13 protein-coding genes are annotated in these 16009 nt (G+C 56.1%); 6 read left to right on the forward strand and 7 right to left on the reverse strand.

Translation table 11 applies throughout. The annotated features are described in order from the left end of the window. Nucleotides 1-3: 3 nt before the first annotated feature. The gene (locus tag GHO25_RS12260) at nucleotides 4-1620 is read left to right on the forward strand and encodes an esterase family protein (RefSeq protein WP_256677215.1); all 1617 of its coding nucleotides are present in this window, start codon (nucleotides 4-6) and stop codon (nucleotides 1618-1620) included. 58 nt (nucleotides 1621-1678) lie between these two features. Here GHO25_RS12260 and hemB read toward each other — a convergent pair whose 3' ends face one another. After that, nucleotides 1679-2653 (reverse strand): porphobilinogen synthase, encoded by a 975-nt coding sequence (hemB, locus tag GHO25_RS12265; protein WP_048370157.1) that lies wholly within the window; start codon nucleotides 2651-2653, stop codon nucleotides 1679-1681. Nucleotides 2654-2836: 183 nt separating this feature from the next. On the opposite strand from hemB, the gene GHO25_RS12270 reads away from it, so the two are divergent. From GHO25_RS12270 to GHO25_RS12280, 3 genes are all read left to right on the forward strand, one after another. Then, a complete protein-coding gene (locus GHO25_RS12270) occupies nucleotides 2837-3133 on the forward strand; it encodes a helix-turn-helix transcriptional regulator (RefSeq protein ID WP_048387864.1) in 297 nt (98 codons plus the stop codon). A gap of 54 nt (nucleotides 3134-3187) precedes the next feature. Further along, on the forward strand, nucleotides 3188-4198 hold the full coding sequence (locus GHO25_RS12275; protein WP_153390879.1) for an NAD(P)-dependent alcohol dehydrogenase: 1011 nt from the start codon (nucleotides 3188-3190) through the stop codon (nucleotides 4196-4198). A gap of 80 nt (nucleotides 4199-4278) precedes the next feature. Beyond that, a complete protein-coding gene (locus GHO25_RS12280) occupies nucleotides 4279-4761 on the forward strand; it encodes a YbaK/EbsC family protein (RefSeq protein ID WP_048370150.1) in 483 nt (160 codons plus the stop codon). Between the two features lie 71 nt (nucleotides 4762-4832). Here GHO25_RS12280 and pgm read toward each other — a convergent pair whose 3' ends face one another. Then, nucleotides 4833-6473 carry a phosphoglucomutase (alpha-D-glucose-1,6-bisphosphate-dependent) gene (gene pgm, locus GHO25_RS12285; protein ID WP_048370148.1) on the reverse strand — a complete coding sequence of 547 codons (1641 nt, stop codon included), beginning with the start codon at nucleotides 6471-6473 and terminating at the stop codon, nucleotides 4833-4835. A gap of 235 nt (nucleotides 6474-6708) precedes the next feature. On the opposite strand from pgm, the gene eco reads away from it, so the two are divergent. Next, nucleotides 6709-7191: a serine protease inhibitor ecotin gene (gene eco, locus GHO25_RS12290; RefSeq protein WP_153390880.1), complete on the forward strand. Its 483-nt coding sequence runs from the start codon at nucleotides 6709-6711 to the stop codon at nucleotides 7189-7191. 55 nt (nucleotides 7192-7246) lie between these two features. Here eco and GHO25_RS12295 read toward each other — a convergent pair whose 3' ends face one another. The 5 genes from GHO25_RS12295 to GHO25_RS12315 all read right to left on the reverse strand — a co-directional run bounded on the left by GHO25_RS12295 (nucleotide 7247) and on the right by GHO25_RS12315 (nucleotide 11275). Further along, complete coding sequence (locus GHO25_RS12295) at nucleotides 7247-8395, reverse strand: PQQ-dependent sugar dehydrogenase (RefSeq protein WP_153390881.1); 1149 nt, start codon at nucleotides 8393-8395, stop codon at nucleotides 7247-7249. A gap of 18 nt (nucleotides 8396-8413) precedes the next feature. Continuing rightward, nucleotides 8414-8788, reverse strand: a complete 375-nt coding sequence (locus GHO25_RS12300; RefSeq protein ID WP_048370142.1) for a hypothetical protein — start codon at nucleotides 8786-8788, stop codon at nucleotides 8414-8416. Between the two features lie 131 nt (nucleotides 8789-8919). After that, nucleotides 8920-9381, reverse strand: coding sequence for a hypothetical protein (locus GHO25_RS12305; protein ID WP_228392774.1), 462 nt, complete (start codon nucleotides 9379-9381; stop codon nucleotides 8920-8922). A gap of 249 nt (nucleotides 9382-9630) precedes the next feature. Beyond that, nucleotides 9631-9945: an acid-activated periplasmic chaperone HdeA gene (gene hdeA / locus GHO25_RS12310; RefSeq protein WP_048370138.1), complete on the reverse strand. Its 315-nt coding sequence runs from the start codon at nucleotides 9943-9945 to the stop codon at nucleotides 9631-9633. A gap of 292 nt (nucleotides 9946-10237) precedes the next feature. Then, complete coding sequence (locus GHO25_RS12315; RefSeq protein WP_153330555.1) at nucleotides 10238-11275, reverse strand: zinc-dependent alcohol dehydrogenase family protein; 1038 nt, start codon at nucleotides 11273-11275, stop codon at nucleotides 10238-10240. A 334-nt stretch (nucleotides 11276-11609) separates the two neighbouring features. Between GHO25_RS12315 and GHO25_RS12320 the strand changes: the two genes are divergently transcribed. Next, nucleotides 11610-15947, forward strand: a complete 4338-nt coding sequence (locus tag GHO25_RS12320) for a membrane-targeted effector domain-containing toxin (RefSeq protein WP_153390882.1) — start codon at nucleotides 11610-11612, stop codon at nucleotides 15945-15947. Nucleotides 15948-16009 lie beyond the last annotated feature (62 nt).

The raw sequence follows: 16009 nt of genomic DNA on the forward strand, positions 1-16009 counted from the left end.
AGCATGAGTCCATTCAATCGCTGGAGCCTTGGTTGCCTGTTTAGCGCCATGGCCTGCGCGTCAGCCCTGGCGGTCGAACCGCTCAGCCAGGGCCAAAGCGTGCGCGCAAGTGTTGCCAAAACCCTGCAGCCCAGCTGGAGCCTGGATCTCAAGGCCGGTGATCTGGTCCAGGGCAAGGTGGCAGGCGATGTCAGCCTGCGCCTGCTTGACGCGCGGGGTAATCCGCTGCGCCTGCTGGTGGATGGCGCGGACCTGTCGCGGGACTTTATGTTCGTTGCCCGCGAAGATGGCCAGTACCTGCTGCGCGCTGAACAATTGGCGACGCGCCCACAGGCCGAGTTCACCCTCACCTTGAGCCAGGTACTGGCGCTGAGCGAACAACAGCGCGCCCCGGCCGCCCTGCTCAGCCCGGCCTTGGGCCAATTGGCAGAGCAACTGAAACAGGGCGCCACCACGCAAGCGTTCTGGAAAGACCGCGAGCAACAAGGCACGCCACTGGTTGAAGCGCTGGCTGACAGCCCCAACGAGCGTCTGGTCACGTTTTTGTGGCGCGGGGCCCGGCAAAATGTGCGGCTGTTCGGCTCGCCTTCCGGCGGCCACGATGCCTTACAGCGCCTGGGCGACAGCGACGTCTGGTACGCCACGTACCGGGTGCCGTCCAGCGCCCGCTTGAGCTATCAATTGGCCCCTGACGTACCAGAGGCCGGCGATCGACGGACCCTCTTGGCCACGGCTCAGCGCGACCCGCTTAACCCGCACAGCTTCGGCAACCAGAAATATGAGCCGAGCCTGACCCGCTCGGTCATGGAACTGCCTGATGCCCCGCCTCAACCCTGGCTGAACAAACGCGCGCACGTGGCCCCCGGCACCGTTGAGCGCGAATCCCTGAAAAGCGAGATTTTGGGCAACACCCGCGATGTTTACGTCTATCGCCCGGCGGGTTGGAAAAACATCGACCAGCAACCGGGCTTGCTGGTGCTGTTCGATGCTCACGCGTACACGCGCCAAGTGCCCACGCCGACGATTCTCGACAACTTGATTGTCGACGGCCTGATCCCGCCCACCGCAGCGTTGATCATTGCCAACCCGAGCGATGAAACCCGCCCTGTGGAGCTGCCGCCCAACGCGGATTTCGCCCGGTTTATGGCACAAGAGCTGATGCCGTGGGCCAAGCAACAAGGCCTGGCCACTGACGCCAGACACACAGTGGTCGCGGGCTCCAGCTATGGTGGGCTGGCCTCGGCCTGGCTTGGGCTGCAACACCCGGAACTGTTTGGCAATGTGCTGAGTTTGTCCGGCTCGTACTGGTGGAGCCCGCCAAACACTGAAGACCAATGGCTCGCCCGCCAATACGCGGCCAGCCCGCGGCTACCGTTGCGCTTTTATTTGCAGGCGGGTTTGTTTGAAGACAAATCAGGTTCGCCGGGTGCCGGGATACTCGACAGCAACCGCCAACTGCGCAATGTCTTGCAGGCCAAGGGCTACCCGGTTGAACACGTTGAATACGCCAGCGGCCACGATTACCTGCAATGGCGGGGTTCACTGGCGTGCGGCTTGATCAGCTTGATAGGCAAGAGCCCCGAGACACCCGAGGCGTGTGTTCCGGTTACGTTGAGGTAATAAAGGCCTGCGATCTTTTGATGATCAAAAGATCGCAGGCCGTCATCTCTCAGCTAAATCAAATGCCTTGCAGGGCAAGGTCCATCGCAAAGTAGGTGAGGATCATGTCGGCGCCGGCACGTTTGATCGAGCCGAGGGTTTCACGTACCACGCGGGCTTCATCAATGGCACCGGCCTGGGCGCCGAACTTGATCATCGCGTACTCACCGCTGACCTGATAAGCCGCCAACGGCAGACGCGAGGCTTCGCGAACATCACGAATGATGTCCAGGTACGCGCCAGCCGGTTTCACCATCAGCACATCAGCGCCTTCCTGTTCGTCGAGCAACGACTCGCGGATGGCCTCGCGACGGTTCATCGGGTTCATCTGATAAGACTTGCGATCACCTTTCAAGGCACTGCCGCCCGCTTCACGGAACGGGCCGTAGAGTGCCGACGCAAACTTGGTGGAGTAGGCCATGATCGAGGTGTCGATAAAGCCGGCCGCGTCCAGCGCAGAGCGAATCGCTTGCACCTGACCGTCCATGGCGGCCGAAGGCGAAATGAAGTCGGCGCCAGCAGCAGCGGCAGCAACGGCTTGCTTGCCCAGGTTGATCAGGGTCGCATCGTTGTCTACGCCGTGGTCGTGCATCACGCCGCAGTGGCCGTGAGAGGTGTACTCGCAAAAGCAGGTATCGCTCATCACGATCATTTCCGGGGCGGCGTCCTTGCAGATCCGCGCCATACGCGAAACCAGGCCATCCTCACGCCAGGAATCGCTGCCCGTCGCGTCCAGGTGGTGCGACACACCGAACGCCATCACCGACTTGATACCCGCGCGAGCATACCGCTCAATCTCGCCTGCCAATTTCGACTCAGGAATACGCATCACGCCCGGCATGCTGGTGATGGGCACAAAGTCGTCGATTTCTTCTTCGACGAAAATCGGCAGCACCAGGTCGTTCAAGCTGAATTCGGTTTCCTGGAACATATCGCGCAAGGTTTGGTTACGGCGCAGACGACGGGGACGAACAGAGGGGAACTGGTTAGGCATCATGGTTCCTGAAGGGCAGGTTCATAAAACGAACGGCAAAACAGTAGAGCCTTGACCCAGGCTCGATGGCGAAACAAATACAGGAATGAACCTGCAATTGCAAAACTTGCGGCCTGCCTGCGTCCCGTTGTCGCGGGCCATGACCGGTTGATCATTTCGTTAAAAAGCGTAATATCGCTGCCCATGATTCTCGAACAGCTTAAAGCCTTGGGCAATGACACCCGCATGCAAATGATGCAGTGGCTCAAAGCCCCTCTCACGCATTTCCCGCCCCAGGACCATGGTGATCCTGCGATTGGTGTCTGCGTGACACATTTGCAGCACAAGGCCAGGTTGTCCCCTTCTACCGCGTCTGCCCATTTGGCGATTTTGCAACGTGCAGGCTTTGTGCTGACCACGCGCATCGGCAAGTGGACCTACTATCGGCGCAATGAACAGGCGATTGCTGACTTTGCAGCTAGGCTGAAAATCGAGTTGTAATTTTTAACCAATCATTTCGTTATTTCGCGGAATGTAAAAACATGAGGAAGCCCCATGAGCAACAAAACCATTTTCGTCCAACCTGGCGGCGGCTATCAAAATGTAGTGGTCGGCAGCAGCGACGTGCGCGCGCCGGCGAATGACGAAATCACCGTGCGCCTGCACGCCAACTCACTGAACTACCATGACTTCGCGGTCGTGAGCGGCATGTGGGGCCCTACTGAGCAACGCATTCCGATGGCCGACGGCGCGGGCGAAGTGGTCGCTGTTGGCGCTGGTGTCAGCGAGTTCAAGGTCGGCGACTCCGTGGTCAGCACCTTCTTCCCTGAATGGATTGACGGCACCCCGCTGGTTGAAGGTTTCGTCACTGTGCCCGGTGACGGTATTGACGGTTATGCCCGTGAGAAAGTAACCGCCAAGGCCACCGCTTTCACCCTCGCCCCTGTCGGCTACAGCCACGCAGAGGCTGCAACACTGACCACGGCCGGGCTGACCGCCTGGCGCGCACTGATGGCCGATGACTCGCTCAAACCGGGCGATACGGTATTGGTACAAGGCACGGGTGGCGTGTCTATTTTCGCCCTGCAGTTCGCCAAAATGGCCGGTGCCACCGTGATCGCGACCTCCTCCAGCGACGCAAAGCTTGAGCGCCTTAAAGCGCTGGGCGCGGACCACGTGATCAACTACCGCAAAGACACTAATTGGGGCGAAACAGCACGCGCATTGACCGGCGGCCGTGGTGTCGACCACGTGATTGAAGTTGGCGGCCCATCAACGCTTGAGCAGTCGATGATTGCCGTGCGCGTGGCCGGTCATATCTCGGTGATCGGTATCTTGAGCGGCGTCTCGGGCGCCATGAACTTCGTGCCTGCGCTGGTCAAGCAAGTGCGCCTGCAAGGCGTACTGGTTGGCAGCCGCACTCAGCAACAAGACATGGTCCGTGCAATCAATGGCGCTGGCATGCGCCCGATTATTGATCGCCACTTCCCGCTGAGCGAGATTGTTGACGCGTTCAAATACCAGGAAACCAATCAGCATTTCGGCAAGATTGTCCTGGACATCTGACCCGCCTCTACCGGATGGCGCATTGACAGTGCGCCTCCGGCTTTACTAGATTCGAGGTTTTGCCCAGCGAGCAGAACCTTATGAGCCTTGAATCCGTACGCGCTTTCTTCACTGCCAACGCCCCTGACTTGCACATCATCGAATTGGCCACCAGCACCGCTACCGTTGCCTTGGCGGCTGAAGCCCATGGCGTTGAACCGGGGCAAATTGCCAAGACCCTGGCCTTTCGCGTGGGTGAGCAGAATGTATTGTTGGTGGCCCGTGGCGATGCGCGTATTGATAACAAGAAGATCAAGAACGCACTGGGCAGCAAGGCCAAGATGCTTGATGCCGAGACGGTGGTTGCGCTGACCAGCCACCCGGTGGGCGGCGTCTGCCCATTCGGCCTGGCCACTGATCTGCCGGTGTATTGCGATATTTCTCTGCAGGCGTTCAGCGAAGTCATGCCCGCCGCAGGCACCACGAACTCGGCCGTGCGCATCAGCCCGACCCGTATGGCACAACTGGTGAACGCCCAGTGGGTGGACGTGTGTCAGGAACTTGAGGCACCGTGCGCGGTGTAGCACGAGCCTGCTCCAGGCCGTAAAAAAGGCTGGACCCTTGCGGGGCCAGCCTTTTTTACAGGTACTGATGCTTACGCGATGGCGTTATCAACCAGCACTTGAGCTTCTGCGACCAGACGGCCGAGGTGCTCGTCGCTGACAAAGCTTTCAGCGTAGATCTTGTAGATGTCTTCGGTGCCCGACGGGCGTGCAGCAAACCAGCCGTTCTCGGTCATTACCTTGAGCCCACCGATTGGCTGATTATTGCCCGGTGCATGGCTGAGGATCTGGGTAATCGCTTCGCCCGCCAAAGTCGTCGACTTGACTTGCTCCGGCGACAGCTTGCCCAGCAGGGCTTTCTGTTGCGGGGTGGCTTTGGCGTCGACACGGGTCGAGAACGGCAAACCGAGGTCTTCAGTCATTTTCTGATACAGCTGCGAAGGATCGCGGCCTGTACGAGCGGTCATCTCGCCGGCCAGCAGCGCAGGGATCAAGCCGTCCTTGTCCGTCGACCACACCGTGCCATCCAGACGCAAGAACGAAGCCCCGGCGCTTTCTTCACCACCAAAGCCCAGCGAGCCGTCAAACAGGCCATCGGCAAACCATTTAAAGCCGACCGGCACTTCGTACAGGCGACGACCCAGACGCGCAGCCACACGGTCAATCAAACCGCTGCTGACCACGGTTTTACCCACCGCCGCATCGGCGCGCCAGTGCGGACGGTTCTGGAACAGGTAGTCAATGGCCACTGCCAGGTAGTTGTTAGGCGCCAACAGACCGCCAGACGGGGTCACGATGCCGTGGCGATCGTGGTCCGGGTCACAGGCGAAAGCCACGTCAAAACGTTCTTTAAGGCCGATCAGCCCCTGCATTGCGTGGCTGGAGGACGGGTCCATGCGGATGCGGCCATCCCAATCCACGCACATAAAGCGGAACGTTGGATCGACCGAGGTGTTGACCACTTCAAGGTTCAACCCGTAGTGCTCGCCGATTGCCGACCAGTAACGCACACCGGCACCGCCCAACGGGTCTACGCCCAAACGCAAGTTGGCACCGCGCAGGGTGTCCATGTCGATGACGTTTTTAAGGTCTGCGACATAGCTGTTCAGGTAGTCGTGGCGGTGCGTGTTGCTGGCTTTGAGCGCCTGCTCATAGCTGATGCGTTTGACACCGGCGAGCTTGGCGGCCAGCAGTTCGTTGGCCTTGGCTTCGATCCACTTGGTGACATCGGTGTCGGCCGGACCGCCGTTAGGCGGGTTGTACTTGAAGCCGCCGCTTTCCGGCGGGTTGTGCGAAGGCGTAATCACCACGCCATCAGCCAGCCCGGAAGTGCGGCCACGGTTGTAGCAAATAATGGCGTGGGAAATAGCAGGGGTCGGGGTGTATTCATCGTTCGCGGCGATCATGGTGTCGACACCATTGGCGGCGAAGACTTCCAGCGCACTGGCACCCGCAGGGGTGGACAAGGCGTGGGTGTCGATACCGACAAACAGCGGACCATTAATCCCTTTGAACTGGCGGTACAGGCAAATGGCCTGACTGATTGCCAGAACATGCCACTCATTGAAGCTCAGCTCAAACGAGCTGCCGCGGTGCCCGGATGTTCCAAAAGCGACTCGCTGGGTGGCAATCGCTGCATCGGGTTGACCGGTGTAGTAAGCGGTCACCAGTCGCGGAATATCGACCAGCAATTGAGCTGGAGCCGGTTTGCCCGCAAGAGGACTGAGTGTCATGCAAAACCTCAAAAAGAAATGATTCGGAGGAAAAACCGCAGTTTACTGGCACTTCGACATTGGCGCGAAGCAATTGTCCTGACACAACGTATCAATTATGTCTTGTCAGCAAATTCTGCTTTATATGACGGCACAATTTGCATCCTGTTCCCGCTCATGGCAAAAATTGCCTCATCCCGGTGCGTCTGCAATGTGTTTACGGATGCGTATGTTTAAGTTCGAAAAAGGAAGCAGCATGAAACCACTCGTTATCAGCGCGGCCCTGACCCTCTCGTTGAGTACGCTGTGCAGCGTGGCCAACGCCGCCAAACTGGAAGATATAGCACCCTACCCTAAAGCCGATGCGGGCTTCACTCGTCAGGTCATTCGCCTGCCGTCGCAAAAGAACGAAGAAGATTACAAGGTCCAGATCATTGCCGGTAAGACGCTTCAGGTTGACTGCAACCAGCAGCGCCTGACCGGCAAGTTGCAAGAAAAAACCCTCAAGGGCTGGGGCTATCCGATGTACCGCCTCGATAAGGTCAGCGGCCCGTTGAGCACCATGATGGCCTGCCCCGACGGCAAGCCGCACCCCGACTTTGTGCCGGTGGTGGGCGATGGCTTCATGCTGCGTTACAACAGCAAATTGCCGATTGTGCTCTACGTCCCTAAGGGCGTTGAAGTGCGCTACCGGATCTGGTCCGCGTCCAAACAGATCAAGCAAGCGACCGCTGAATAATCCCTACGCAAGCCATCAGGCGAGCAGGCATGCGTCTGCTCGCCCGACCCTTCGGTTACTCCAGGCCGACGCGATACACCGCGCCTTTGTCCTCATCGGTCAGTACGTACACGTAACCGTCAGGCCCTTGGCGAACATCACGAATTCTCGCCTTCAAGCCACCCAGCAAACGTTCCTCGTGTACTACTTTGTCCCCGTCCAGCTGTAGACGGATCACATCTTTGTCCGCCAGGGCACCGATAAACAGGTTGTGCTGCCAAGGCTTGAAACGCTCACCGTCATAAAATGTCATCCCGCTGATCCCGGGCGACTTCTCCCACACGTGATAAGGCGCAACCGTGCCTTCGACCACTTTGCCCTTGGCCTCAGGAATCGGCTTCGATGAGTAATCAATGCCGTGAGTCGCCAGTGGCCAGCCATAGTTTTGACCGCGTTCGATCAGGTTGATTTCATCGCCGCCCTTTGGCCCGTGCTCATGGGTCCAGAGTGTGCCCGTCCAGGGGTTCAGGGCTGCGCCTTGCTGGTTACGGTGGCCATAAGACCAAATCTCGGGCCTGGCGCCTTTTTGCCCGACAAACGGGTTGTCCTCGGGAATGCGCCCGTTCGGGTAGATGCGCACCACTTTGCCCTGCAACTTGTCGAGGTCTTGTGAAGTGGAACGCTGGTTGTTTTCGCCCAGCGCGATAAACAGGTAACCGTCGCGATCAAAGACCAGCCGTGAGCCAAAATGATTGCCGGTTGAGAGCTTGGGCTCCTGGCGGAAAATCACCTTGAAGTCGCTCAGCGAACTCATGTCATCGGACAAACGCCCGCGCCCGACCGCCGTGCCTGCGTTGCCGTCCTGGCCCTCTTCAGCGAATGACAGGTAAACCAGTCGATCGTTGGCAAAGTCCGGGGACAAGACCACATCCAGCAAACCGCCCTGCCCTTTGGCCCAGACCTTGGGCACGCCCGCCAACGGTGCCGACAGCTTGCCCTCAGGGCTCACCCAACGCAGGTGGCCGGGGCGCTCAGTGACCAGCATGCCTTTTTTATCGGGCAAAAACGCCAGCGCCCAGGGATGGTCTAGCCCCTGCACCACAGGTGTGGCGGTGACGGGGCCCAACTCAGACTTGAACGTCTGCGCCTGCCCGGTCTGGGCATTCGCCGTCAGCGCAAACATCGAGGTGACGACAAAGGTCGCCAATGCGGTTTTTTTCAACATCCGATAGTCCTTTTTCGATTAACGCGCATCCCTGGGCTGTACCGAGGGTGCCGTTGGCTGCAAGGTTTGAGGTACGGGTGGGTTTCGCGGGTAACCGTTGCCGATCTGGCCATTTTCAAGCGACGGCCTTTGCCCTTGAGGCACAGGTTGACCGGGGCGAATCAGACCGGGAGCGGGGCCTGTGCCTTGTCGACTGTTTGGGTTGATGCGCCGGATGGCGTTGTTGTTGGAAGGTGCCACGCCGGGGGTAAGCGTGTTCTGCGCCAGCAACACGGTGGCCGGTCGTTGGGCATGACCACCGTTGGCTATGTCGGGTTGAGCCTGGGCTGACGCGTGGGCGGCCATTGCGGCCAGCAGCAAGAGCCCAAAAGCACTGTGTCGCGCACTGATCATGGTTTGCTCCAATTCAGGGAAGCCTGAGCGTTGGAGTGCAGTTTGCCGATCCGGTTCGCGATTAATCCAGCGAACGCTTCATGCGCGCCCGCTCAAATGTCACATCTTGTTGCCAGCGCGCTGAGTCCGCCTCATTGCTCGTCCGTTTCGGGGCCGATAACAATGACCGTCGATTGCCGGGCTTCCTCCAGCAACGCTTGACGACAGACTTCATAGCAATCGTCGATATGCCCGTTACCGACCATCTTCATGACCCCAAAACTGATGCCCGCCGCCACCGCCTGCCCGACAAACGGGACGAAGCGCACCACAGACTTGGTCGCCACCTTGGTGCCCATCTTCTTGAGCATCGACATGACCAGGGTACGGCTGATGAATTTGCCGATGGCTTCGCTGCCAATGCTGCTGACCGCCACGATCACCAGGCGCTTGGAGCGCGAGTCCATTTGCTCGATTTGCTGCGGGGTCAGCCCGAATTTACTGTTGATCGCCGGCAGCATCTCGACCAGCAGCGCCACGTCGGTGCCAAGGTCCAGCCCCGGAACGGGAATGGCGGCAGCCCCCGCAGACACAGCGGAGCGCTTGGTAACCATGGACTTGCACTCGTCACGAATGCGGTCAAGCTCGGCTAATGACCTGATTAACATAAGATTCCCCAACAAAAAGAGATAACACGCAGGCAGTCTACTACGTCACCCCTGCGCACCAGGCAGCAGGTCTTTATATAGAGGGCGTGTCGCTCAGGAAATTCAGGTGGGATGTGGGAGTTTTTTGCAGGTGAAGGGCTCAAGCTAACAGGCGGGTGCAGCCTGTACTTGGGGAAAGTACAGGCTGAAAAGACGTTAAACGTCTTTTTTGACCTTGCTCCAGGCATCTTTGATTTTGTGCACGAAGGTGGCTTTTTTGTCTTGCTGGCAAGCAGTGATGACTTCAGGAGTCACTTTTGCCACACCATCAACATCGAGCACAGCGTCTTCTACCTTGCCACTTTTGTTAACGGCTTCACCCAGGCCGACAGCGACAGGCTGGAAGCTTTCATTGACGGCCAGAAAATCTTCGCAAGTCCACTGCGCCAATGGCTTCTTGGCGTCTGCCTGAGCCAGTGTCGACATCGCCAGCAGGCTTGCTGCGCCAATCATCAGAATGTGCTTCTTCATATGAATATTTCCCTATTATCAATGAGACAGTTACGTTGGTTCTGCCGCCAAAGACCATAGTTGTGGATATGGCTTCTGTCAAACCACACCCCCGGCTTTTTGTGATCGCTAAAAAGACAACTTCGCACGGCAGACAAGTGATAAAAAAATTATAAATAACAGACAGATATCAAACATCAACTGAACGTCAGTTATATAAATTTACAGGTTATCACCCGAGGGCTAGAAGCAACTGACTCAAGTCAACGCCGCCACTATAAAAGCCGCTTATATTGACGGCGCACCGCCTTGATTATTGAGTCAAGATGACCTTCATGGCTTTTTCCTGGGCAGCATTACCGAACACTTCATAGGCTTTGAGAATGTCGTTCAACGCAAAGCGGTGGGTGATCAGTTGCCCGGCATCGATCTTGCCCGACTGCAGTGTTTTCAACAGCATCGGGGTGGTGTTGGTATTCACTAGACCGGTTGAGATATTAACGTTCTGGATCCACAGTTTTTCCAGGTGCAACTCAACACTTTTGCCATGTACCCCGACGTTAGCAATGGTGCCACCCGGTGCGATCACCGACTGGCACGTGTCGAATGAAGCGGGAATACCCACTGCCTCAATGGCGACATCCACCCCTACCCCCTCCGTCAATTGAAGAATGCGCTCAACGGCGTTTTCGGTCTTGATGTCGATCACATGGGTTGCCCCAAAACGCTTGGCAACGTCCAGGCGATTGCTATCACCATCCACCACAATCAGTGTCGCCGGTGAGTAAAACTGCGCCGTCAGCAGCGCAGCCATGCCTACCGGCCCGGCGCCGACAATCACGACGCTATCGCCTGGCTTGACCTTGCCTGCCAGAACGCCGATCTCGAACCCGGTGGGCAAAATATCGCTGAGCATCACCAAGGCTTCTTCATCGGCCCCTGCCGGGACCGGATACAAACTGTTGTCGGCATGGGGAATGCGCACATATTGCGCCTGGGTGCCGTCAATCAAATGGCCCAGAATCCAGCCGCCATCGGCACAATGCGAATACATTTGGCGACGGCAATTGGTACAGCTGCCACATGAAGTAATACAGGAGATCAGCACGTGATCACCCTTTTTGAAGTTGCGAACCGCCGAGCCGACCTCTTCAACCACGCCGACGCCTTCATGCCCCAACACCCGACCTGCCGTCACTTCAGGCACATCGCCCTTGAGGATATGCAAGTCGGTGCCACAAATGGTGGTGTGCAAAATCCGGATGATGGCGTCGGTGGGTTTATCGACGACTGGCGTGGGGATTTCAGACCATTGTTTTTTACCGGGGCCCTGGTAGGTGAGCGCTTTCATGACAGCCTTCCTTTAGCAGTTCAAGAATCAGCAGCCCTGCCAATCGGTACTCCGTGATCAGCAGACCGAAAATTACTCGATGCAGTTAAGCAGTCTTTGGCAGATATGCCTTCGTCTCCAGTAAAAAACGCCCTGTTCCCGACGAGGAGCAGAGCGTTATTCAAAGACCAGCACAAAATGGTATGGACTCGATGGCACAAAGCTACCGGGGCATGTTGCCTGTATGTATTTACAACAAAAATATTTATATAGGCCCACTACGCTTTGAACTTGCGATTACCTGATGCATCCGCGCGCAACACTGCCCATTTGCGGATCAACAGGAAGATTCAACATGACGGACCATATAGCCAAACTTAAACAGGCTGCACAGCAACTAAGCGAACTGATTGACGCACAACCGGGTTTTCGTGAGGTGTTGAATCACCGCCTGATGAGCAAGCATTCGCGTCTGCCTGAAGGCAGTTGCACCGATGACCTCTATGTAAACCTTGAAGCTCCAGCCACACTTGGACAAACGCCTGCACTCCTCAGCCATTCGATCACCAAGCTCATTGAGTTCAGTTTTTCCAGCCGGCAATTCCCCACGTATGTACAGGGGTCAACCCGGGTTTACAACCATCCCTATACCCTGGCCGATGAAGACGTGGCCCCGGTTATCGATATCGTTCAAGTCGAAGAATTTGTTCATGACATTTGCTTCCGTCTTCAACAGCACGTAGAGACCGCACTTGAGCATTTTTGGCAGTCGCCATTGAGTTATTTGCAAGACCAAAGTCCCAAGGACTGGTTCTACACGTTCTTGCGTAACGTGCTCGTCACAGAAAGCAAACTTCGGTTGGCTGATAACACTTTGAGTGCACAGGGCCATGCCGCAATCGCTCAACTGCAAGCGTTTCCGACCGCCAGGCAGCGCCTGGACAGCCAAGAGCCTTCGCCGCGAGTGGTGTATGAGATCGCTTTTAAAAGGCCACCCTTTCCGAATATCTATTTCCAAGGCTTGCTGGCCATCGTCGACAACAGTGCAGCCGAATCGGGGGATACGTCGCCCAAGGTCGTGCTCTACGTCCCCGGCAGCGGCCTCGAGGAATTCGAGTCTCTGCACACCTTGAGTCAAGAACTGCTGGCCAGGCTCGGTGATCCTTACCAACGTACTGCGCTGCTAAGTTATGTCGCTGTCAAAGACCGCGCAGCCGCATTGGACCTGACAGAGCTCAGTTACCATGAAATCAAGGGCGACGTGTTTAGCCATTTTGTCGATGGGTTAATCCAGCAACAAGCGCTCAACCTCCGTGAGGTGTGGAAAACCATTCGTGCCGAGCAGGTTGAGTACGACCTCGATGCGCTGAGCGAACACCTTGAAAAAGCCCTCGCTGCCAGTTTCTACCTTGATCCGGCCGGCATTCTCAAAGCGCGCTACACCCGATTGTTTGAAAACCAGTTACCCGAGTGGCTCAAACAGGCGCCCGAGGCGCGTAAACAGGCGTGGCGCATGGCCGTCCAACAGCTTTATCAAGCGCAACTCGCCGCTCAAACTCGCGACACCCAGGGATTTTTTGCCAGCGGCAGCAAAAACAGCCTGCTGGCTTACGCCAGAGCACGTCTCAGGCAACAGATACAAAAGGATCACAACGCAGACATTGACCCCGACAACGTGATCATCGCGACCACCGAAGCCTTTAACACAAGCCCTGGGTTTTATCCTTTTAGCACCTCGGGCTATGTAGCCGGGAACTCTGTTAGACGCACCGGCCCAACGTTCACCTACAAAACAACACGACGCACCCTGAGCGACCTGGCCCTGGACAATGTCGGGAAACTCGACATCACTTTTGCCCTGACGGCTCAAATTGAAGATGACAAACGTAAGCGTCACCCCTTTCTGACCAGTGCCTACCTCAAAGCTCTGGTAAGAACGCTGGATATTGGTGCCACCTATAAAAAAACCATCGAGGATGCACTGCTTTACGAGCCCGCGCTTAACTTCAAGTCAGCCCAGGCCCAATGGCGTCAGGAACGTTATGTCGCGCTCAACGACGCGCAATTGAACCTGGACCTCCTTGAAGCTCAACTCACCGACAACACCGAAAACACGCTGTCGCCAGAGGAAGTGTCGTGGGTTGAAGCGCTGCGCAACTACCCCATTGAAAAAGACCGACCCCTGGTGGCTGGCCATCGCATCAAGGTGAATGAGCTCATGCTCAAAGGCTACCCGTTGCCGGGCGTCTGGGTCATAACGGCAACCCCTTCCAGGCGCCTGCTGTGTTACACGCCCAACGCCCCGGATAAAGTCTGGTTTCGCAGAGTCGACTCCTTTAACGAGCTGGGCCGCGTGCTGTCTTCTGATGCGCTGCGCAGTTATGTATTAAACCGCGTGACACCCGCCAAGCAGCCCTATATCAAACCGTTGCTGATAGATAATTTGCTGGCGGCGAAGATTAACCTTCAGTCCATCAGTAAACATTTTCAAAAAACGGCTTACGCCATAGAAGCGCAATTTGCAATCCGCAATGCCGATGAGCAGTCAACCTCTACCTATGAAATCAATGTGCAAACCGCCAAAGACGTTGCACTCACTGTGATTGACATCATCAGCTTTGTCCTGCCGACCAAAATCATGCTACCGCTGGTGTTAATGAGGTTTATCTACAGTGTGGCAGACGGGATGGATGCGCTAGAACGTGATGAAAAGCTTGAAGCAATGCTGCATTTTTTAGACTCGCTGGCTCACCTCACCGATGGCGCTTCAGACTTTGCCGGCTCGATGGTTTTTGGCCGATCCCTGCGCAACCGGGCCACACCCCGCAGCTCAGGTCTTAACCCTGAAGCGGCCAGCTCACTGACCCCCAATGACATGACATTACGCACAGGCGGGCACTTTGGCTCAGGTGTCTATGAGCACATCGACCCCTCGAACAAACAAGTCAGTCACTACTTAAAGGACAGCGCAGGCAAGCTGCATCATGGCCAATACGACAACCTTAACCAAAGCTGGTACGCGCTGGATAAACGCCAGCCTGATGCGCTGTACCGCACTCGCGCACTTGAGATTGCTTATGGCCGCTGGGACTCTGCTCCCACAACCGGCTCAGCCAAGCAACCGCTGGCAGTCCATCAATTATTAAACAAGTATGAGGTCATAGCGCTTGATGTTTATGGGACCCGCCCTACTCGCGAAGGTATCTACACCGTCACTAGAGCCGTAGGCACACCCGACAGCAAAGGTGTTTATCCGCACACAACCCACCATTTTATTCTCCAGGACGGCCGTGTCTTTGAAGTTAAAAAAGGGTGGTTGGGAAGGCATTGGTATTTGTATTTGTATTTGAACTCAGGTGATCACCGCTCCACGTACAAAGTACGACGCCATACAAGCAGCGATGTTTGGGAAGTAAAAACCCGTCAAGCAGATAAAACCAAGCTGTGGCAACCTTTAAAACTGCACACGCCTGAGGTTTTGCCGGATACACCCGCGGTTCGGTACAGCGAATACGCTGCAAGCCCCGAATTCACTGATACATTGGACAGGCTGACAACCCATAACGATATTGACTTTACTAACTACTGCTACAGTGTCGACTCTCTGGAGAGTGCACGATCTCATGCGCATCAGTTGCAATTAAAAATGTACAAGGATGCGAAAGCATTCTTCAAAGACTTGCCTGCAAAACAACGTATACCCTCACCCGGCTTCGCGCCGGATACCGGTGTGCCCGAAATACTCACAACCCTTCATAAGAAATACACCGGGCTCATTATCGGAGAAACACACTCGGCCGTTTCAAGTAAACAGGTGATCATTGATAATTTTGATCTGTTTAAAAAAAACGACGTAAAAACGTTGTATCTGGAGCATTTACAGGCGGATCTCCACCAACTGCATTTGGATGCTTTCTCGAAAACAGGCCAGGTGTCACCCAGGCTTAACACCTTCCTTCGCGATCTGGACAACGGCTATAGCATTGACGCGAGCAGCCCTTACTCATTCAGCAACCTGGTCTACAACGCTCAAAAGCATGGTCTGAGGATAATCGCCATCGACTGTGTTGCAAGCTACTACACCAAAGGTATCGAAGGTTCGGCTGATAACGCGCGCACGACATTATTTAGCTACGGTGCCAGCCAAATCATCCGCAACCACCAGGCACAAACAGGTAGCCATAAGTGGATCGCCCTGGTCGGTAACAGCCACGCCAACGCCCATCAAGGCGTGCCCGGACTTGCAGAGCTGGAGGGCGCAATTTCACTGCGTGTGGCAGACGTTAAGCCAGGATCACAACGTGGCATAACAGTAGACCGCGGGGATGTTGGAAAACCCGACTTCATAGGCTCGAACGTCGCTTTTCTGAAAAACGACTTTTTGCTTGAAGTAGAAATACCCGGCAAACGCCCTAAAACGCCTCCCTTAACCGAATCTCAACTTGAGCAAACACTTCCCGAAACCGGCCAGTTCCTGTTCGATAAAGATCACCAGCACTGGCCCGAATTGATTCATCGTTCAAGCAGCCGGGAAATACTGCGTACGCCCTTGCAAACCGATGCAGAAGGCAAGCTCTACATCGAACGTCCCAATTGGGAGCACATTCACCAAAAGCGCTACAACCAACTGGATAACCTGATCAATGACCTGAAAGCGTATGGCATGAGAATGGTGCCTAACAGTCAACACTAGAGATTGTTGCCCTTTCACTTGGGAGCCCTTGAAGAGGGCGCAAGCGATAAAAGCAGAACGTT

This window comes from Pseudomonas sp. FSL R10-1350, from assembly GCF_009600525.1.
Lineage (GTDB): Bacteria > Pseudomonadota > Gammaproteobacteria > Pseudomonadales > Pseudomonadaceae > Aquipseudomonas > Aquipseudomonas helleri.

Coding starts and splice junctions, on each gene's coding strand:
- hemB (WP_048370157.1), bottom strand. CDS start 2,653: ATGCCTAACCAGTTCCCCTCTGTTCGTCCCCGTCGTCTGCGCCGTAAC.
- GHO25_RS12275 (WP_153390879.1), top strand. CDS start 3,188: ATGAGCAACAAAACCATTTTCGTCCAACCTGGCGGCGGCTATCAAAAT.
- GHO25_RS12260 (WP_256677215.1), top strand. CDS start 4: ATGAGTCCATTCAATCGCTGGAGCCTTGGTTGCCTGTTTAGCGCCATG.
- GHO25_RS12315 (WP_153330555.1), bottom strand. CDS start 11,275: ATGAAAGCGCTCACCTACCAGGGCCCCGGTAAAAAACAATGGTCTGAA.
- GHO25_RS12300 (WP_048370142.1), bottom strand. CDS start 8,788: ATGATCAGTGCGCGACACAGTGCTTTTGGGCTCTTGCTGCTGGCCGCA.
- GHO25_RS12320 (WP_153390882.1), top strand. CDS start 11,610: ATGACGGACCATATAGCCAAACTTAAACAGGCTGCACAGCAACTAAGC.
- GHO25_RS12280 (WP_048370150.1), top strand. CDS start 4,279: ATGAGCCTTGAATCCGTACGCGCTTTCTTCACTGCCAACGCCCCTGAC.
- GHO25_RS12305 (WP_228392774.1), bottom strand. CDS start 9,381: ATGGTTACCAAGCGCTCCGCTGTGTCTGCGGGGGCTGCCGCCATTCCC.
- GHO25_RS12270 (WP_048387864.1), top strand. CDS start 2,837: ATGATTCTCGAACAGCTTAAAGCCTTGGGCAATGACACCCGCATGCAA.
- eco (WP_153390880.1), top strand. CDS start 6,709: ATGAAACCACTCGTTATCAGCGCGGCCCTGACCCTCTCGTTGAGTACG.
- pgm (WP_048370148.1), bottom strand. CDS start 6,473: ATGACACTCAGTCCTCTTGCGGGCAAACCGGCTCCAGCTCAATTGCTG.
- hdeA (WP_048370138.1), bottom strand. CDS start 9,945: ATGAAGAAGCACATTCTGATGATTGGCGCAGCAAGCCTGCTGGCGATG.
- GHO25_RS12295 (WP_153390881.1), bottom strand. CDS start 8,395: ATGTTGAAAAAAACCGCATTGGCGACCTTTGTCGTCACCTCGATGTTT.